Here is an 18,131-nt window from a genome sequence, read left to right as displayed (position 1 = left end):
ATAGGAGTGAGATAAATGTCAGTTGATGCATATCTTAATTTTAATGGAAATTGTCGAGAAGCTGTAGAGTTTTACGCAGAGGTTTTTGGAACGGAACAACCAAATATCATGACCTTTGGGGAAACACCGCCTAATCCGGAATTTACTCTTCCAGAAGAAGCGAAAGATTTAGTCATGCATACAAGGCTAAATATTAATGGAAGCAATATCATGTTTTCAGATACTTTTCCTGGTATGCCTTTTGTTGAAGGAAACAATATCAGCCTGGCATATGTCGGTAATGATTTGGATGAAATTAAATCGATCTTTAACAAACTAAGTGAAGGCGGCACGATTGGTCTAGAGCTCCAAGAAACATTCTGGAGTAGAATTTACGGTCAGTTAACCGATAAATTCGGAATCAAATGGCAATTCAACTTCGAGGGCTGAGAAATGAAATTTGGATATAGGACTTTTCAATGGTGAAAAGTTTCTATATCCTTTTGTATTTCCATCACCAGGAGGCAAAGATATTGTAACTAGCATAGGGAAATAGTTAAATGATAGGGAAAAATGAATACACAAAACGGCTGTTGACTTCACCCTAACCCTAACATGATTTTTTTGGGTCATGATAAATGGTGTATAGTAATGGGGTACCTTCAAGATATTTAATCTTATCGAATAAATTCGCATTTCCCTGATAATATGTATCGAAAACCGGCTAAACATGAAGACAATAAAGGAGAAAAAATCATGAAAAATAAAATTCAAAAAATCACAACCAACTTGTGGTTTGATAGACAAGCTGAAGAGGCGGCGAAGTTCTACACTTCCATCTTCGAAAATTCTAAGATTGGAAGAATCACCCGCTATGGAAATGAAGGAAATCAAATCCACGGGATGCTAGAGGGATCAGTGATGACCGTGGAATTTGAACTTGAAGGACAAACATTCGTAGCATTAAATGGCGGTCCGCAATACAAATTCACCGAGGCAATATCATTTATCATCAATTGCGATGATCAAGAAGAGGTGGATTATTATTGGGAAAAACTTTCCGAAGGCGGAGACAAAAAGGCACAAGTGTGCGGTTGGCTGAAAGATCGATTTGGTGTGTCATGGCAAATTGTCCCTGCGAATCTATCCGAGATGGTCAACGACTCCAATCCTGAAATATCGGAAAGAGTTATGAAAGCGCTGCTCCAAATGAAGAAAATTGACATTAAAACTTTAAAGCAGGCGTATATAGGATAGGATCCAAGAAACTACTATCTAGCAAGTTGTGTTTATTCCAGAAAAGTGTACGATTTTGAAGCGACTAAAGCCTAGTTTCTCGGTATTGCAGGTGTGAAAGTAGGTTTTGATATTTGAATTTCCTAAAATTTAAAATCCGCATTTTTCTGGCGATACCCCTATTAGAAAAGTAAAATCTTCTTAAGTATAATGGCATAGTTTTTAAGGGAGAAATAGAAACGATGGACAATATATTTACACTGGCACTTCAACGTGGCGATGAAATAATAGAAAGAAAAATCCGCTACGACTCCATAGTTGTTGATCACATCTGTATGCTGTTAAAAGCACAAAATCAACATGTCGTGCTTTTTCATGAAATCATGGATTCGTTCACGATGAAAGCAGGTACTATAAAATTAACCATTCCGATAGGCAGTTATACGATTGCTTATTATTGGAAGGATCGCCCTTATAATCTCTACATTTGGAGGGATAATGAAGGGAATTATCTAGGTTCCTATTTCAATATTGTAAAAAATACATATATGACGGATAGATTGGTATCCTTTGAAGATTTGATCATTGATATTTTGGTTCTTCCTAATGGGGATTACTTTATTTTGGACGAAGATGAGTTACCTGTGCCATTAGACCAATTTGAGAACGGTTCTGTTAAACAAACCCTAAACTCTTTACTTAATTCCATTGATAGTCTTCTAACACAAACCATTTCAGAATCCGGGAAACTCTATAAACATAAAGACCTTCTTCCATGGTTGAACAAGAGATGACATTGGTTTCGATTCTTTGAATTTCACCACACGAAAACCATTACCATAAACAAAAAGCCTACTTACTGAAGTAGGCTTTTTGTTCTCCCTCACTCACCATCTGCTTGAGCCGATAGACTGTCGGAAAGATCCTCAATGTTCTTGGATACCTTCGCACTGTATGAGTAGTCACCGTAGCAATATGGATATCGGAAATTCTCTTTGTCTCCGCCGCAATCATAGAGCGTGGGGTTTTTTTCTACCTGAAGCATGGAGAACCTCTTCGCAAGCTCTTCATTATGCTTGCCCCCTTCATTCGCAACGAAATCAATATAACCAATTCCCATGTTATATGCTTGAATGATCGTGGCAAAATCCACGCCCTTTTCATTGCCATATTCATTGATTCTCTTAAAATGTTTTACCCCATACTTAATGCTCTCCGTTGGATCTGTGATTGTATTTGGATCAAGCCCCGCTGACTCAGATGCCTGCATTGGGTCACCGCCCCGTCCTCGGCTTTCCTGCTGCATCAAAGCAATCAATGTCGAAGTATGCTCCTCAAGTCCGTACTTAGCCAACTCCTCACTTAGAAGTGAACTATACCTTTTCACGTTCGCAAAAGAATCAAGCGTATTTACTGATGTGGAAACATTTTCGGAATAGGGGGTTTGCATGATTTCCTTTATGAGCAAAAATACGAAAATCAGGATAAAAATCACAAAAAAATTCTTTGATTTCTTACGTTTCTTCTTCAAATTCTCTCTCCGTTATCTCTAAGTTATATATTTATATCTTAACAAATAGTAAGAGTAATAACTATTTAGAATACCAATTAATAGTTCAATAAACTGAGCTTAATGAAATTAGTAATCAATCTTCAATTTCTGACCTTAGTGTCAAACCCTAATGCACCTAAGCTCACTCACGTATATTTATTCGGATAATGAGACACCCTATTGGTTGGAGGTGATATGTATGGACAAGGAGAATGAAAAAGAAGAAATCCATGATGATAAAAAGAAAAAATATAGAAAAGAGTTTGGGGCAGATCCTGATGAACAAGAAATGAATGGTCTGTATGGTATGTTGGAAACAGAATATGAAGATAAGCTTCACGATAAAGAAAAGTAAAGATTGGTTTCTTTAATATATGTTAAGCGCCTTATATGGCGTTTTTTTTTATGTGTTCATCTGTTAGGAGCTTATTGAATCTATTCTAAAGGGTCGTATTTTGTTTCATATGAACAGATTTTTGAATGTGCAATAAATCGAAAACCCAGAAAGTCTTCGTTTTTTCCAAATTTGAATCCGTTTGGTCACTAACTATTAAGGATACCATTAAAAAGGGAGTGACCTAATACAGTCACTCCCTTTGCTTAATTAGTATTGTGAAGATTGTCCGCCATCAATCGGAATGACTACCCCGTTGATGAACTCTGATTCCCCTGATAATAGGAACGCGACTAAACGGCCGACTTCTTCAGGTTTACCGAAGCGTTTCTTAGGATTAACACTGACGAAATCCGCCATTGCTTCCTCCCAATTCTCTCCGCCTATTTGCCTGAATGAACCTTCTACCATCGCCGTTAAGATTACTCCTGGTGCAATGGCATTTATGCTGAGTCCATATTGACCATATTCTATGGCAGCTGTTTTTGTTAAGCCTGCTACAGCATGTTTACTTGCAACGTACGCACTTTGGTTAAGCACAGCACGAATTCCACCTACGGAGGCCACGTTCACCACTGCCCCTGATCCTTGTTCTTTCATGATTGGCAGAATGTATTTCATACCATAGAATACACCATTGATATTGATGTCCGTTACTTTGTTGAAAACTTTGCTATCGTACTCAGCCATTGGGGCCTGTTTACCTTCGATACCCGCATTATTATAGAATCCATCGACTCTACCATATTTGCTGACTGTTTGGTCTACATAGTTCTTTACTGCTTCTTCATCCGATACATCTGCAGTAATCAGAAGCACGTCGGATTTTGGTGCAATTTCTAAGATTAATTTTTTTGTCACTTCCAAAGATGCATCGTTTAAATCAATTAATGAAAGTTTAGCCCCTTCTTTAGCCATTTCCAATGCGGCCGCTTGTCCTAAGCCTGATCCTGCCCCAGTAATGATTACAACTTTGCCATCGAATCGATTGCTCATATGTCAAAACTCCCTTTTTTAAGTTATCGAAAATCTATTTGATTATACTGATTACCCCTTAAAGCTTAGGAATCCATCATCAACCGGAATGACTTGTCCATTAATGGCATCCGCTTTTTCAGAGAACAAGAAGGTTACTACTTCTGCAACTTTTTCTGGCTGAATCAATTTTTTCCTCATATGGAGTTGTGCCAAGCTGTCCAGGAACTCTTGATCGTCACCAATGATCGGTGTTTCGATAAAACCTGGTGCCACACCGACAACACGAATCCCATATTGCGCAAGTTCAATTGCTCCAGATTTTGTCATGGCGATGACTGCAGCTTTTGCAGCATGGTAATTAAAGCTGCCAATAGAAACCATCGTCCCATATATTGAGGCTGTATTAACGATCGTGGCGCCTGTTACACCAAGCTCCACCATTTTCCTTGCTGCATAATACATGCCATAATAAACGCCGTGTTGGTCAACATCCACGACTCTGTGGTATGACTCTGGATCCATCTCCAAAAATGGTTTTACTAGTCCAATTCCAGCGTTGTTGAAAATGCCATTGATGGTGCCATGATTGGCGATTGCAGCTTCGACCATCGCTTCTACTTCTTCCGCTTTAGCTACATCCACTTTCACAAAAGATGCCGTGCCTCCCTTTTGTTGAATGATCTCCGCAGTTTCCTTAGCCGCAACATCATTGTAATCAGCCGCTACGACAATAGCTCCCTGTTCAGCTAATTTATATGCCGTTTCCTTTCCAATTCCGCTGCCTGCTCCTGTAATTATTATGACCTTTCCTTTTAAACTCATCTATTCGTCCCCCAATAATAAAGTTTTTGCTTATCAGATTAAAATGGCCCCGCCGTCGATTACAAGTTCTTGACCCGTAATGTGGCTGGAAAGATCGGATACTAAGTACATCATTAGATTTGCAATTTCCTGCGGTTCGGCATAACGGCCATCCGGAGTTGTTGCTTCCAGCTGTTTTCTAGCCTTTTCAGCTGCCGCGGAATCACCTTGACCAAATCCGCTTTCAATCGAACGCATCATAGCGGTATTGACCACACCTGGGCAAACGGCATTCACCCGGACACCATGGGGAGCAACTTCGACACCAGCTGTTTTCGTCATTCCAAGAACCGCATGTTTACTTGCGCCATATGCCACCATGTTTGGCGTTGCCAGTAAACCAGCTCCAGAAGCAGTATTCACGACCGCCCCGCTTTTTTGTTCGATCATATGGGGCAATACATGTTTCAAGCCCAAGAAAACGCCGCGTACATTTATTGACATTAATTGATCGAAAACCTCAGCAGGATAGTCGATAAGCGGCATTATTTTGCCTTCCCACCCTGCATTATTCAGGAAAATATCGATTTTCCCATAGAAATCTATCGTTTTTTGAACATAATTTTTTATATCGTCTTCCTTTGTAACATCGGCTTTAACGAATTTCGCTTCGCCGCCTTTTTCTTTGATTTTATTTACCGTTAGCATGCCAGCCTCTTCGGAAAGGTCTACAACAACCACTTTGGCTCCATTTTCTGAAAGTGTAATAGACGCTGCCCGGCCGATACCCCCGCCGCCGCCGGTAACGATTGCTACTTTTTCTATAAAATCAAATGTTTGCATAGTATTCTCCCTTTCTCCCTTTGATCTTCGTGATGATATTCTTTATTGAATACGGTTACATCATAACACTATTTTTGTCGATTGTCGACAATTTAACTTTAGAGTCGTCAAAGACTCTACATCACTCCACGATTCAAGGCTTCATGAATTTCACTTTTTGCTTTAATGACATCGTCTTCGAGAATGGCCTCAATGGACATTTTTAAACTAAAATGGAAATTTTCCATTGTTTCAATACTCCATTGACTTTGGGCAAAAACCATGAGAATATGACTGGCCTCTTCAAAAAATCTTGATAAAGCTTTGTTTTTAGCGATTGAAAAAATATATCGAAATATCTGTGTAGCCCTTTTTTGATACTCGATTACATTACTTTTTTCACACACATCGGTTGCACTTTCCAAATGCTTTCTTAATGATTGCTTATTTTCTTCGTGCCAATTCCCTTGGGAAAATTCAATCCCCATTTGGATCAGCCCAATCGTAACATCATTATATTCAATGATTTCCTTTTGTGAAAATGGCTTGACGATTGTTCCCCGCCTCGGTATTCTCTCAACAATCCCGTCAACCTGCAATAGATAAAGTGCTTCGCGAACTGGTGCACGGCTCGTATTCAATTCTTTGGAAATGTCTTCTTCGATGATTTTCTCTCCAGCTTCTATTTCCCCTTCAATGATTTTTTTTAAAATGTGTTTAGCGATTTGTTGTGGCAGCGATTCTCCAAAATAAATGCCATCTGTCAAATTGGAAGTATTTCCAAACATCTTTCAGCACTCCTATACTTCTATAATAATTAATTTTAGTCATTTTAGTATATCATATTGATAGGAATTATCTTCCTTATAAATTTACAGCACCCGTAATGGAAACAACCAAAACGTCTTAAACCATGTCCTATGGGTAAAACCCAGGCTGTTGACAAAGTTTTTTTCAGTAATCCCTCCATTTTGTCGACAAACTGAGAGCCCGACTAATAGAAGGGCTCCATATGGACTATATTAATCCACGAGCCTCGGTTTTGCTGGATCGCAGTTTGGCTTTTCTGTGTTTGTCGATTCAGCGAGTTTGGTTAAATAATAACATTCTTCACGCCACATATGATCTGCCATTAATGGGGAAAGCGTTCCAAGAGCCTGTGCACTAAGCTCAAGTTCCTCCAATTCAAGCAGAAAGTGCTGAAAGAGTTTAATCTCCAATGTGACGTCCGCATTCATTTTTTCCAATGCTGGGAATGTTGACAAATTGGTTCGTAAATATCCAGCCATCTCAACAGCTTTAATATAAAAATCATTAAAATGTTTTTTATATTGTTCACTTTTCTCCTTTAATCTTTTTTCAACTTCATCCATATTGGATGATATTGCACCTGCATGCCCTGCCGCATCTATCAACCAAATCAAATGATGATGGAGTTCATGAAAAACCGGCGGCATTTGATTTGAATTGAAGTATTTCAATAATCTTAAATATTCTTCTAATTCGTTCACCATATGATTTAGGAATGTAGGTGAAAGATGTATTTTAATTTTACCTACCAGATGCTCTTTTAAAAGGCATAGCTTAAACTCACGAAGTCTTAACGCCTCAGATTCTGCCATGGCGGTAAGTTGCGAAATCTCCTCCGAATTGGCTTTACCAAGGAGAGTATCAAAAACTCGAATGAATTCTGAGGCCATTTCAATGTTTTCCACTTCAACCGGAGCTAAAGACTCATGAATGAACCTGGCATGGTCACCTAAGATTTGCAGCCAAAAACGATGCTCGAATCTTGCTGTTTTCTCCAAAAACTCGTTCATTTGCTCTCCCCCATATTTAAAAGTATCGAAAACACTTATGATTTTTTATCCCTTACGGATATACTTATGAACAAAAAATGAAAAAAAGGTCAGCAAATTTTCAGTATATGATTATCATTCTTAACGGAAAGAGAAAGGTGCCCACTTTGCTCATCAAACTTATACTAACCAAGCAGCTATTGAATGCTTCCTAACTAGTTATACCTTACTCAAATAATCTTAACGTAGTGATCGGATTGATTAATCCAAACAGTTTATATATAAGATCGGATTTCAAAAGTATATCTCCTATAACTTTTAAATAGACTTATATCGTCCCCAAAATTTCGGAATACAAAAAACGAGCCCCTGAATAATTGGCCCGTTTCGTAAGAATATTAATAATTTGAATCATTTACATCAACTTCCATATCGATTTCCATATCCATTAGAGCAGAGCTCATGCTTTTTCCATGTCTATCCAAAGTAAGTGATTTTGTGACACCTCCGCCTAATGCGTTTTGCATGACAAAATTCAATGCGCCAATTTTTGGCAGTTCATACCTAACCACATCTCCCTTCACTATTTCGTGAAAGTAATCCTTAACCTTTTCTGCTGTTACCTGTTTTTTTACTTTTTCATAATCTTCCATACGATAGACGATGACGGAAACATTTGAAATATTTCCTTTATCCCCTGATCTTGAGTGAGTGACTTGCTTGAGTTTCAATCTTGTCGACCTCCTCGTACGTTACGTCGATTGTAATATCTTCGCTAGGAATAAGAATTGAGGCAATTGATACAACCTCTTGGACACTAACCCGAACACCACCGCCTCCAGCAGGCCCATTAGTATATAGTGCTTCCACCTCTTGGCCGATCACAATAGCGGCTTCTTCATCAGCAGTCCTGGCGGCCACCCTTAATCGTACCTCCGATAGTCTTTCTCTGTCATACAACGGTGCCGAAATAGAAGATCCATACAGCGAATTAGAACCAATATGATCGATTCTCAGTTCTTGAATCTCAATTTTAGCCTGAATCAACCGGTGTCTCACTACTTCTTCGGCAAGTCTTGACCTTCCCAAACAACCCGAACCTCCGTAACTAATTTCTGCTTCAACTATGTATCCGTCCAAATAGCCGATGCTCGTTTTATAGTAACCGCTCTTCTCTTTTCCAGACACTCCCTTAATATGCACTTGATTTGTTTCTTTTTCTATCACTTCTATTTGAGAAAAATCAGCAATAACATCGGGGGTAAGATATCGGGTTGGGTCGTGAATTTCATATACAACCTGTTCCTTTACGGTAGCAGCCGTAACCATGCCTCCCGAATCCTCAAGCTTGGTTAAAAAAAAGTCCCCATTCTCCTGTACTTCGGCGATCGGATAACCGACATTCCATAAGTCAGGAACATCCTTATACCCCGGATCTGCGAAATAACCACCGGTCACTTGGGCTGCACACTCGAGTAAATGACCAGCGGCTGTCCCCTTACCAAGAAGCTCATAGTCTGTATCCTGCCAACCAAATTCATGCTTAAGTGGGGCAACTACTAATGAAGGATCTGATACCCTGCCCGTAATTACAATATCTGCCCCTTCCCGTAAAGCGGTCACAATTCCAGAAATTCCGATATAAGCATTTGCAGAAATTATGGAAGGCTTCACCTCTTTCAATGGGACTCCGGTTTCTATTATTGTGCATTCCATGTACTTTCCGATGTTCGGATATACATCATCTCCACTTACAGCTGCAATTTTTAAATTACTGATGCCTTTTTCCTCTGCTATATGCTTAACAATCTTAGCAGCGGCGAGGGGGTTTGCTGCTCCCATATTGGTGATCAATGTGACATTATTCTCGACACACAGTGATAAGACCTTATCCATACGATACTTCAGTAAATGGTTGTACCCCTTATCAGGATTTTTCATTTTCTCCTGCTGAGCAAGAGCAATTGTTCTTTCTGCTAAGCATTCAAAGATGATATAATCCAAATTTCCTTTTTGAATTAATTCCATCGCTGGCTCAATTCGATCGCCTGCGTATCCCGCACCCGAACCAATTCTAATTTTCTTCATAATAACTTCCTCCCTTCAAGCACCAGTAGGAACTTGAGCGATACTTGATCGTCACGATTTATATAAATTAACTGATTGAAGGGTACGCTTAGCACGTTCTACAATAGGAAGGTCAACCATTTTCCCATTAAGCTGCAAAACGCCTTCCCCTTTGACTAATGCCTGTTCGAACGCACTTACAATTCTTTCTGCTTCCTCGATTTCTTCAAGGCTAGGGGCAAAGACCTGGTTTACAAGATCGACCTGATCAGGATGAATGATTAATTTCCCTTGAAATCCAAGCTCCTTAACAAGCTGGGTTTCGGCTAGAAAGCCTTTATGATCTTTAATGTCAACATAAACCGTGTCAATAGGAGGTCCTACTCCTGCAGCCCTTGAAGTAACAACCAATTTGGATCTTGCATAGAGCAATTCATGGGCATTCTTCGTTATTATTGCTTTTATATCGAATGCATAATCCATGGAACCGAATGCAAGCTGCTGAACTCTTTGACTAGCAGATGCGATTTCAAAAGAATTATATAATCCTAAAGCAGACTCTATTAAAGGTACAATTTTTATTTGGCCTTTATTTAGATTCCTTTTAGATTCCCTTTCAACTAATAAATGATCTAAAGACATAATTTCTTCTTTTGTCTCAGCTTTCGGTAATAAAATTCCTGTCAAGCCGGAATCGATTAGATCAAGTAAATCATCGTAAAAATATGGTGTGTGAAATCCATTTATTCTGATGAAATTTTCCTTTTCCTGATTCGCTTTGATATATTTCCTCACTAACGCTCTTGCATCTTTTTTTCCTTCAGGAGAAACAGCATCTTCTAAATCATAAATGAATACATCGGCACATAATTGCTGCACTTTCTTTAATTTCTTTTCATCAGATCCAGGAACGAACATCCATGTCCGAGGAATCATAACTTCACCCCTTTTCATTTTTCCATCATCAGGAAGTGAATGCCTTATATTTTTCCGATGATTTGGTTTTCAAATCCAAACTCCTTTAGTATAGACTCTGTATGCTCGCCAACATCCGGTATAGGATTCATGACCGGCTCCACATCTTCGAAAGTAACAGGAGGAATGAGTGCGTTTATTTTTCCAGCAGGAGAATCGACTTCTTGCCAACGTTTCCGGATCTTCAATTGTGGATGGTTGATGAATTCCGCTACCGTATTTAAATGGGCATTCGCAATTTTTGCTTTTTCAAGTTTTTCAATTATTTCACTCGAGTTCATTTTTTGAAAAACAACGTCAATCATTTCCTTAAGAATACTGCTATTAGAAACTCGGAATGCATTACTATGAAACCTTCTATCAGTAGTTAATTCGGATTTTTCTAACACTTGTGTACAAAATCTTTCCCACTCCCGCTCATTTTGAATGCCCAAGAATACTAATTTCCCATCCCCTGCAAGGAACGGACCATAAGGATAAATCGTTGCGTGATTTGCCCCAGTTCGCTTCGGATCCGTCCCACCATACCCAGAATAGTAAAGTGGATATCCCATCCATTCTCCCAACGCCTCAAGCATTGAAACCTCCATCACCTTTCCCTTACCTGTCCTAAAACGGGAAATAAGTGCAGTTAATATACCAGAGTATGCATACATACCTGCTGCAATATCCGCAATCGATATGCCTGCTTTCGATGGAGTGTCTTCTGTTCCAGTAATGGAAACGACTCCCGCCTCACATTGAATGAGTAAATCGTATGCCTTTTTATCCATATAAGGACCAAACGTACCATATCCAGAAATTCCGCAAATCACAAGTTGAGGATATTTTTCTTTGAGGATAGACGAACTGAAACCAAGTCGATCAACAGCACCGGGTGCCAGGTTTTGAATGAATACGTCCGCCTCCGAAAGCAGTTTATCCAAAACCATCTTTGCTCCCTCCTGTTTTAGATCAAGCGTCAAGGATTCTTTCGACCGATTGAGCCAGACAAAGTGGCTCGACATTCCGTGAACGGTTGAATCATAGTTTCGTGCAAAGTCTCCAGATCCAGGCCTCTCTACCTTTATCACACGCGCTCCCAAGTCTGCCAATTGGCGAGAGGCAAATGGAGCTGCCACTGCCTGTTCTAATGACACAACTGTAATTCCCTCAAGAGGTAACATTGAACCACTCCCTAATTAAATACTTCAACCTGTCTTATTTAAAGAGGTATTGCCCCTGTAAGCAATGCCACGATTGTCATCACGATAGTACTCCCAAAAGCCCAGAAAAAAATCTTTTTCTGAAGATCTCCTAAATCGACCTTACATAATCCAATGAGGACAAAAACAGACGGATTCAATGGACTCAAGGGAAAACCCGTTGTCCCGTTCCCTAATAAAGCAGCCCTGCCAATTTCTATTGGGTCAACTCCAAAGGCTGCCCCGGCCTCACTTAGGACCGGAAGTAGCCCATAATAAAAGGCATCAGGAGAAAATATTAAACTTAAAGGCATACTGACCACGGCTACCAGGATTGGTAGATGTCCTCCCAGCCAATCCGGTATGGCTGAAACCATAGATACAGCCATTGCGTCAATCATCTTAGTTCCAGAAAGAATTCCTGTGAAAATACCAGCCGCGAATATGGTAGTACATACCATAACCATGCTTTGGGCATGTGAAGCAATTTGTTCTTGCTGTTTTTTCACGTCGGGAAAGTTCACTAACAAAGCAATGGCGAACGCAATAATGAATAAGACGGGAACTGGAATTATTTCCATTATTAAAGCAACAATCAAAGAAATAGTTAAGATTAAGTTGAACCAATAGAGTTTCGGCAGACTCGATGACATTTCTAGTGTTGCCGCGATTTCTCCCGATTCCATTGAATCGCCTTTGTTCGAAATATTAATAATGCCTATTCTTTTACGTTCTTTCTTACCAAATATATACGATACAAATACTACCCAAACAGCCCCAGCTAACATGGCTGGAATAATGGGATTAAACAATTCAGAGGATTCCGCCCCAAGGGAAACCATTGCTCTAGCTAGCGGCCCTCCCCATGGAATAATATTCATAACACCCGCACCCAAGGCCACTACTCCAGCTAAAGTAAGTGAGCTCATGCCCAACCTTTTATAAATTGGCAACAAAGCCGTGACTGTTATCATGAAAGTTGCTGATCCGTCCCCATCCAAAGCAACTATTAAAGTTATAAAAGCCGTGGCCATAACTATTTTTAGAGGATCTCCTTTGGCAAAACGAATGAGCCGGGATATCATTGGGTCAAATAAGCCCCTATCGATCATCAAACCAAAATACAAAATGGAGAAACCAATCATGATACCTGTCGGTGTAACTTTTGCAATTCCATCCAACATCATTTTCCCTATTTCCAAACCAAAACCGCCGATAAGTGCAAATATAATCGGCACAAGTGCAAATGCGATTAAAACAGAAACTCGTTTTGACATTACTAAATAAAGAAATGTACCAATCATCAGAAACCCTAAAATAGCCATTCACATATCCCCTTGTAAATGATTTATTTGTAGCCTTTATATCTATTTCAAATGAAAGGATTTGAGGAAAATTTCTAAAAACCTTTCAAACTCTCCGAGAAAACGGTTACATTCCTTGTCATGAAGAGAAATCACAAGTTGCTCTTTATATGGAGGGAGTGATATATATTTGTATGAAAAAACGGTTAAGAGTTCTGTTTTACAGTATCATTGGTGTCATTATCTGAGGAGTATGGATTTGCTATTTTGTGGAGGTGGCCAGTCAAGGTACGATTCGTCATTTTTTTTATCAGAGTTACACAATGCAATAGTTTATCAAAATCAATGCCAGTCTCTATTCCCATTTCATGAAGCATGAACACAAAGTCTTCAGTTGCATCGTTTCCTGCAGCTCCAGGCGCAAAGGGACAACCACCCAATCCTCCTATGGAAGTATCAAAAGAAGTAATACCCGCTTGCAATGCTGCTAATGAGTTGGCTTTTGATAAACCATAAGTATCATGGAAATGGGCAGCTATTTTCGCTGTGGGTGAGAGGTCCAAGGTTTTACCGAACAATTGATATACTTGCTTAGGATTAGCCCGGCCTATTGTATCGCAAAGCACAATTTCGTCCACATTTAATTTTTCTAACGTCTGAACAAGACCAAGGGTTGCCTCTTCCTGAACCGGACCTTCATATGGGCAATAAAAAGCAGTTGAGATATGGAACCGTATGAACATATTTTCATTCTTAGCCTCCTCTACAACAGAGGATAACTGGCATAAGGACTCTTCAATGGACATCCTTACATTTTTTTTATTGAACGTCTCACTCGCTGCAACAAACAAAGCCAGACTGGTCGCCCCTACATCTTTAGCCAAATCAAACCCCCTCTTATTTGGAATCAAGGTCATGTATTGCACATCTTCTCGTTTGTTGATATTTATAAAAACTTCGGCTCCATCTGCCATCTGTGGTACATGTTTAGGTGAAACGAATGAAGTAGCTTCCATTCTTTTTATTCCCGTCTCACTCAACGCATGTATCAGCTGCAATTTCGAATCAGTTGGAATAAAAATTTTTTCATTCTGAATTCCGTCCCTTGGTCCAGATTCTATGATTTCAACACGTTTTGGTAAGTTCATTCTTATTTCATCTCCTCATTTTGGACTACTATTTTTCAGCTTGATAGTTTCATGATCTGAAATAACCCCGGAAGCGAGCCACTCATCATATTTATCCTCAGCTAATTCCAAATTCTCTTTTAAAACCTGTTCTGTATGCTCCCCTAGTTTTGGTCCAGCCCAATTAATACTTCCGGGAGTTTTGCTCAACTTGGGTACAATGCCTGGGACTTTAAGTTTTCCAAGGCCATCAACATCCATATTATAGATCATTTCCCTAGCAAGAAAATGTGGATCATGCATCATGTCCTCAACACTATAAATTGATCCTGCGGGTATGTCTGAATCATCAAGTAATACCAAGGCATCAGCTAAATTATGTTGTATTGTCCAACCACCAATCACTTCATCTAAATACTCAGCGTTCTGTACACGTCCGTCATTAGATGAGAATTTAAGGTCATCCCTTAAATCTGGCCTTTCGATAACCTCCATAAGCCTCTTGAAAATGCCATCTCCGTTTGCTCCGATAACAATATATTTCCCATCCTTGCAAGGATATGTATTCGAAGGTGCAATTCCTGGTAGGGTGCTTCCGGTTCTTTCACGAACCACTCCGTAATGGTCGTACTCCGGAACTGCACTTTCCATTAAACTGAAGATAGATTCATATAGAGCGACGTCAACACATTGTCCTTCTCCCCCAGGTTGGTCTCTATGATATACAGCCATTAGGGCCCCCATAACAGCATATAATGCAGTTACAGAATCTCCTAAGCTAACTCCGACCCTTGTTGGTGGCCTATCAGGATAGCCTGTTAAATAACGAATCCCCCCCATTGCTTCTCCAATACTTCCAAACCCTGGCTTATTTCGGTAAGGTCCATCTTGGCCATATCCTGATACCCTAACCATAATTATCTTAGGATTAATTTTTTTTAAATCCTCATAACCCAGCCCCCAATTCTCCATAGTCCCCGGTTTGAAGTTTTCAATAATAATATCCACTTCTTTTGTTAATTCCCGAATGATCTCTTGGGCTTCCGTTTTGCGTAAGTCCAATGAAATACTTTTTTTGTTCCTTGATTGAACAAACCACCATAAGGATGTGCCCTCATATAGCAATCTCCAATTTCTGATAGGGTCCCCCTTTCCTGGAGGTTCTACTTTTATTACCTCGGCACCAAAGTCGGCCATTAATCTTCCGGCAAAAGGACCAGCTATCAAACTACCTAATTCCAATACCTTTAATCCCTTCAACGCACCCTGTTTTATATCTTCACCCATGTGCATTCACCTCTTTTTAGTATTTCTATCTAGATAGGTTAAGGTAGAAATTCGACTTTAAATGTAAACGCTCTCTTTTCACAAAGTCAAATCCACTAAATCAAAACCTTTCCTGAATTTTGATAATTCTTATAATAATTGACAATTATTATAATGTCAACGGTTAACCGTCAACGATTTTGTGCTATAATTTGAGCTATTAAAGTAGGATTTAAGCTTTTATTATTGAAATATATCTATGAACTGAAAAATCCTAATAAATTGAAGGTATAAATTGTTACATAGGGAGGCTATTATGAAAGAAATACAAAAAACTGAACTGCTTCATAATCAGGTATATCACATCCTGAAAGGTATGATTATAGATGGTGAATATCAGCCTGGAGAGCGTTTGGTCGAAACCAGGGTTGCTGAAAGAATCGGGGTTAGCCGGGGTACAATTAGAGAAGCCTTCCAGATGTTATTGAAAGATTACCTACTGGTTCGTGAAGGTAAGGCCATATCAGTTTATAACCCTAGCGTACAGGACATTATTGATGTATATCAATGCCGAATTAGCCTTGAATCTTTAGCTGTTAAATTAGCCACTAAGAATATCACGGACGAGGAATTAAGCAAGTTGGTCGAAGTAATAAATGACTCTAAAATAGCCGTGAATATGAATGATACAAAAAAGCTTACACAACTAAATCAGGAATTTCACGATATCATTGATCTTGCTTCCCACAACCACCAATTAATCCAATTATGCGATGTTATCAAGACGAAAATACTATATATAAGGACCAGCATTTTAAAAGTACATTTTAAAAACTTTTCCGATTTTGTAGATGATCATGAACGGATCCTTCTAGCCATTCAGAATAAAGATCCGGTACAAGCCGAACAGGAAATGCATTCCCATATCGAAAAAAGCTTCAATACAATAAAAGCAACTTTCAAGTCAATCATTGATCAATAAAGGATATTATTTCCAATTTTTTATTGTAAGCTTTAAAAGAAATAAGCGACACTTCCTCATTAAGTTTAAAAGATAATAAAAGATCATACATATTAGTTAGGACTAATATGTATGATTTTTTTTATTTGTTATACATGCAAAAAAATATCAAAGTGACAGATGATGCTACTTAGGTATTATTTAACATATCCATCAAATTCACTTGGAGCTAGATGACCTGTAGTGATGTACTGTTTTTATTAGGTTATTGTGTCAGTTCGGATATTTTAACTGTTAATGTCGTCTAATGATATTCGCATAAAATCTGATATAAGACCTATCCAATTTTGACAGTAATTTTATATCCTTTATTAATATGATGATTCTTCATTTAAAAAAATAAGGGCGGCAGTCCGATAGATTTCTGTTGTCTCCGCAAGCTCTTCAACATCTACATATTCATTTATTTGGTGTGGTACATCCCTTTCCCCCGCTCCAATCGTGACAATTGGAATACCAGCCATATGCAGGAATGTCCCATCTGTTGCTCCCGGGACACCGTTATACACAGCTTCTTTTCCCGTAACGATCTGAGCAGCTTTTGCAACAGCCGTGACTACAGGGTTATCACGGTCAGTAATGGTCCATGGACGTTCCTCAATCACTTCGATTTCTGCTTTAAAATCAGGATCATCTTTAGCAAGTTTGTCTATTATGTTTTGCAATTGAGATTTTATAACCTTATGCTCTTGTCCAGGTATAGTTCGAATATCCAATGTGGTCATGCATTGATCTGGAACAACATTAATTTGTGCTTCCCCGTGAACAGGACCCATTATGATTGTAGGTGTTATGGAGGGCCACCCCAACAGATCATGCTTTCCAAGACGTTCTTTCTCAAGAGTTTCTAACTTATCAATTTCACAGATTATTTTAGCCATACGTGTATTCGGATTGATCCCGCTTAAAGGCATAGCTCCATGAGCCATTTTTCCGTAAACATTAATGGCAATCCGCATGGCCCCCTTTTGTGTAATACAGACTTCATTTTCTTCAGGTTCACAAATGATAGCGCCTGTTACATCTTTTGCCCATCCCTGTTTGATAAAATGCTTAATGCCAATCATCATTCCCTCTTCATCACAAGGAATGCATAAAATAATTTTCCCAGACCAGTATTCCTTATCTCTTAATAAGGAATGAACAGCAGTAATCATACACGAAAGATTTCCTTTTGTATCATTTGTCCCTCGGCCATACATTTTTCCATTTACTATTTCAGCTCCAAAAGGATCGTACTTCCAAGCTTCCCGATCTCCTTCCGTTACCACATCCGTATGTCCTTCGAAAAGTAACGTTTTTCCGGGTCTGCCGGAATCAACAATACCGATAACATTTGGACGGCCAGCCTCTACTTCTTCAATATATACCTCAATCCCTAGTTCCCTTAGATAGTTTGCTACATAGTTCGCGACTTTTTCTTCGTTTCCCCCTTCCACTCCGGGGCGATAGACACTTTCAATTTTGACAAGGGACTGAGTAAGTCGGATTACTTCCTCTTTATCTCTAATTCTCCTAGCCTGCATTTGCTGTACGCTCATTCGTAAATACTCCCTTTCTATTAGAAATTTTTTCATGATTGGCGGTGAGTTAACCTTCAATTGGAGAAACGTTCGTATACTCGTA

Annotated in this window: 19 protein-coding genes; 5 read left to right on the top strand and 14 right to left on the bottom strand. The window is 39.2% G+C overall.

All coding sequences use genetic code 11. The annotated features are described in order from the left end of the window. The first annotated feature begins 15 nt into the window (after positions 1-15). From ABIE66_RS13520 to ABIE66_RS13510, 3 genes are all read left to right on the top strand, one after another. Complete coding sequence (locus tag ABIE66_RS13520; RefSeq protein ID WP_370015067.1) at positions 16-429, top strand: VOC family protein; 414 nt, start codon at positions 16-18, stop codon at positions 427-429. Positions 430-735: 306 nt separating this feature from the next. After that, complete coding sequence (locus tag ABIE66_RS13515) at positions 736-1,236, top strand: VOC family protein (protein WP_370015066.1); 501 nt, start codon at positions 736-738, stop codon at positions 1,234-1,236. Between the two features lie 221 nt (positions 1,237-1,457). Continuing rightward, positions 1,458-2,009, top strand: a complete 552-nt coding sequence (locus ABIE66_RS13510; RefSeq protein ID WP_289325086.1) for a ribonuclease FAU-1 family protein — start codon at positions 1,458-1,460, stop codon at positions 2,007-2,009. An 89-nt stretch (positions 2,010-2,098) separates the two neighbouring features. Here the strand turns inward: ABIE66_RS13510 and ABIE66_RS13505 are convergent, their stop codons facing one another. Next, the gene (locus ABIE66_RS13505; protein WP_370015065.1) at positions 2,099-2,746 is read right to left on the bottom strand and encodes a lysozyme family protein; all 648 of its coding nucleotides are present in this window, start codon (positions 2,744-2,746) and stop codon (positions 2,099-2,101) included. Positions 2,747-2,966: 220 nt separating this feature from the next. Between ABIE66_RS13505 and ABIE66_RS13500 the strand changes: the two genes are divergently transcribed. Beyond that, positions 2,967-3,122, top strand: coding sequence for a DUF4021 domain-containing protein (locus ABIE66_RS13500; RefSeq protein ID WP_289325084.1), 156 nt, complete (start codon positions 2,967-2,969; stop codon positions 3,120-3,122). Positions 3,123-3,371: 249 nt separating this feature from the next. Here the strand turns inward: ABIE66_RS13500 and ABIE66_RS13495 are convergent, their stop codons facing one another. The 12 genes from ABIE66_RS13495 to ABIE66_RS13440 form a co-directional block, all read right to left on the bottom strand. Continuing rightward, positions 3,372-4,157 (bottom strand): glucose 1-dehydrogenase, encoded by a 786-nt coding sequence (locus ABIE66_RS13495; RefSeq protein WP_370015064.1) that lies wholly within the window; start codon positions 4,155-4,157, stop codon positions 3,372-3,374. Between the two features lie 51 nt (positions 4,158-4,208). Beyond that, positions 4,209-4,961 carry an SDR family NAD(P)-dependent oxidoreductase gene (locus ABIE66_RS13490; protein ID WP_289316447.1) on the bottom strand — a complete coding sequence of 251 codons (753 nt, stop codon included), beginning with the start codon at positions 4,959-4,961 and terminating at the stop codon, positions 4,209-4,211. Positions 4,962-4,994: 33 nt separating this feature from the next. Then, the gene (locus tag ABIE66_RS13485; RefSeq protein WP_370015063.1) at positions 4,995-5,783 is read right to left on the bottom strand and encodes an SDR family NAD(P)-dependent oxidoreductase; all 789 of its coding nucleotides are present in this window, start codon (positions 5,781-5,783) and stop codon (positions 4,995-4,997) included. A 116-nt stretch (positions 5,784-5,899) separates the two neighbouring features. Further along, positions 5,900-6,550 carry a GntR family transcriptional regulator gene (locus ABIE66_RS13480; protein WP_370015061.1) on the bottom strand — a complete coding sequence of 217 codons (651 nt, stop codon included), beginning with the start codon at positions 6,548-6,550 and terminating at the stop codon, positions 5,900-5,902. Positions 6,551-6,784: 234 nt separating this feature from the next. Further along, positions 6,785-7,582 (bottom strand): DUF2935 domain-containing protein, encoded by a 798-nt coding sequence (locus ABIE66_RS13475; protein WP_370015059.1) that lies wholly within the window; start codon positions 7,580-7,582, stop codon positions 6,785-6,787. 377 nt (positions 7,583-7,959) lie between these two features. Continuing rightward, positions 7,960-8,292, bottom strand: a complete 333-nt coding sequence (locus tag ABIE66_RS13470; RefSeq protein WP_289325079.1) for an AtuA-related protein — start codon at positions 8,290-8,292, stop codon at positions 7,960-7,962. Further along, positions 8,252-9,649, bottom strand: a complete 1,398-nt coding sequence (locus tag ABIE66_RS13465; protein ID WP_370015057.1) for an acyclic terpene utilization AtuA family protein — start codon at positions 9,647-9,649, stop codon at positions 8,252-8,254. The genes ABIE66_RS13470 and ABIE66_RS13465 overlap by 41 nt, the downstream gene beginning before the upstream one ends. A 51-nt stretch (positions 9,650-9,700) precedes the next feature. Then, positions 9,701-10,564: an HpcH/HpaI aldolase/citrate lyase family protein gene (locus ABIE66_RS13460; RefSeq protein ID WP_370015055.1), complete on the bottom strand. Its 864-nt coding sequence runs from the start codon at positions 10,562-10,564 to the stop codon at positions 9,701-9,703. Positions 10,565-10,608: 44 nt separating this feature from the next. Next, positions 10,609-11,769 (bottom strand): CaiB/BaiF CoA transferase family protein, encoded by a 1,161-nt coding sequence (locus ABIE66_RS13455; protein ID WP_370015054.1) that lies wholly within the window; start codon positions 11,767-11,769, stop codon positions 10,609-10,611. A gap of 38 nt (positions 11,770-11,807) precedes the next feature. Next, positions 11,808-13,112, bottom strand: a complete 1,305-nt coding sequence (locus ABIE66_RS13450; protein WP_262868906.1) for a CitMHS family transporter — start codon at positions 13,110-13,112, stop codon at positions 11,808-11,810. A 185-nt stretch (positions 13,113-13,297) separates the two neighbouring features. Continuing rightward, positions 13,298-14,239 carry a hydroxymethylglutaryl-CoA lyase gene (locus ABIE66_RS13445; RefSeq protein WP_370015053.1) on the bottom strand — a complete coding sequence of 314 codons (942 nt, stop codon included), beginning with the start codon at positions 14,237-14,239 and terminating at the stop codon, positions 13,298-13,300. Between the two features lie 15 nt (positions 14,240-14,254). Then, positions 14,255-15,505 (bottom strand): CaiB/BaiF CoA transferase family protein, encoded by a 1,251-nt coding sequence (locus ABIE66_RS13440; RefSeq protein WP_370015052.1) that lies wholly within the window; start codon positions 15,503-15,505, stop codon positions 14,255-14,257. Positions 15,506-15,800: 295 nt separating this feature from the next. On the opposite strand from ABIE66_RS13440, the gene ABIE66_RS13435 reads away from it, so the two are divergent. Beyond that, positions 15,801-16,466: a GntR family transcriptional regulator gene (locus ABIE66_RS13435; RefSeq protein ID WP_289325073.1), complete on the top strand. Its 666-nt coding sequence runs from the start codon at positions 15,801-15,803 to the stop codon at positions 16,464-16,466. Positions 16,467-16,816: 350 nt separating this feature from the next. Here the strand turns inward: ABIE66_RS13435 and ABIE66_RS13430 are convergent, their stop codons facing one another. Beyond that, positions 16,817-18,046: a M20 family metallopeptidase gene (locus tag ABIE66_RS13430; protein ID WP_370015051.1), complete on the bottom strand. Its 1,230-nt coding sequence runs from the start codon at positions 18,044-18,046 to the stop codon at positions 16,817-16,819. Positions 18,047-18,131 lie beyond the last annotated feature (85 nt).

Source organism: Peribacillus sp. B2I2 (genome assembly GCF_041261685.1).
GTDB lineage: Bacteria > Bacillota > Bacilli > Bacillales > DSM-1321 > Peribacillus.
This window is presented reverse-complemented; position numbering and strand designations above follow the sequence as displayed.

What these genes read in the sequence shown, in the direction of transcription:
- ABIE66_RS13480 (WP_370015061.1), bottom strand. Translation starts at nt 6,550, where the DNA reads ATGTTTGGAAATACTTCCAATTTGACAGATGGCATTTATTTTGGAGAA.
- ABIE66_RS13455 (WP_370015054.1), bottom strand. Translation starts at nt 11,769, where the DNA reads ATGTTACCTCTTGAGGGAATTACAGTTGTGTCATTAGAACAGGCAGTG.
- ABIE66_RS13435 (WP_289325073.1), top strand. Translation starts at nt 15,801, where the DNA reads ATGAAAGAAATACAAAAAACTGAACTGCTTCATAATCAGGTATATCAC.
- ABIE66_RS13495 (WP_370015064.1), bottom strand. Translation starts at nt 4,157, where the DNA reads ATGAGCAATCGATTCGATGGCAAAGTTGTAATCATTACTGGGGCAGGA.
- ABIE66_RS13450 (WP_262868906.1), bottom strand. Translation starts at nt 13,112, where the DNA reads ATGGCTATTTTAGGGTTTCTGATGATTGGTACATTTCTTTATTTAGTA.
- ABIE66_RS13515 (WP_370015066.1), top strand. Translation starts at nt 736, where the DNA reads ATGAAAAATAAAATTCAAAAAATCACAACCAACTTGTGGTTTGATAGA.
- ABIE66_RS13445 (WP_370015053.1), bottom strand. Translation starts at nt 14,239, where the DNA reads ATGAACTTACCAAAACGTGTTGAAATCATAGAATCTGGACCAAGGGAC.
- ABIE66_RS13440 (WP_370015052.1), bottom strand. Translation starts at nt 15,505, where the DNA reads ATGGGTGAAGATATAAAACAGGGTGCGTTGAAGGGATTAAAGGTATTG.
- ABIE66_RS13500 (WP_289325084.1), top strand. Translation starts at nt 2,967, where the DNA reads ATGGACAAGGAGAATGAAAAAGAAGAAATCCATGATGATAAAAAGAAA.
- ABIE66_RS13475 (WP_370015059.1), bottom strand. Translation starts at nt 7,582, where the DNA reads ATGAACGAGTTTTTGGAGAAAACAGCAAGATTCGAGCATCGTTTTTGG.
- ABIE66_RS13460 (WP_370015055.1), bottom strand. Translation starts at nt 10,564, where the DNA reads ATGATTCCTCGGACATGGATGTTCGTTCCTGGATCTGATGAAAAGAAA.
- ABIE66_RS13465 (WP_370015057.1), bottom strand. Translation starts at nt 9,649, where the DNA reads ATGAAGAAAATTAGAATTGGTTCGGGTGCGGGATACGCAGGCGATCGA.
- ABIE66_RS13520 (WP_370015067.1), top strand. Translation starts at nt 16, where the DNA reads ATGTCAGTTGATGCATATCTTAATTTTAATGGAAATTGTCGAGAAGCT.
- ABIE66_RS13490 (WP_289316447.1), bottom strand. Translation starts at nt 4,961, where the DNA reads ATGAGTTTAAAAGGAAAGGTCATAATAATTACAGGAGCAGGCAGCGGA.
- ABIE66_RS13510 (WP_289325086.1), top strand. Translation starts at nt 1,458, where the DNA reads ATGGACAATATATTTACACTGGCACTTCAACGTGGCGATGAAATAATA.
- ABIE66_RS13430 (WP_370015051.1), bottom strand. Translation starts at nt 18,046, where the DNA reads ATGAGCGTACAGCAAATGCAGGCTAGGAGAATTAGAGATAAAGAGGAA.
- ABIE66_RS13485 (WP_370015063.1), bottom strand. Translation starts at nt 5,783, where the DNA reads ATGCAAACATTTGATTTTATAGAAAAAGTAGCAATCGTTACCGGCGGC.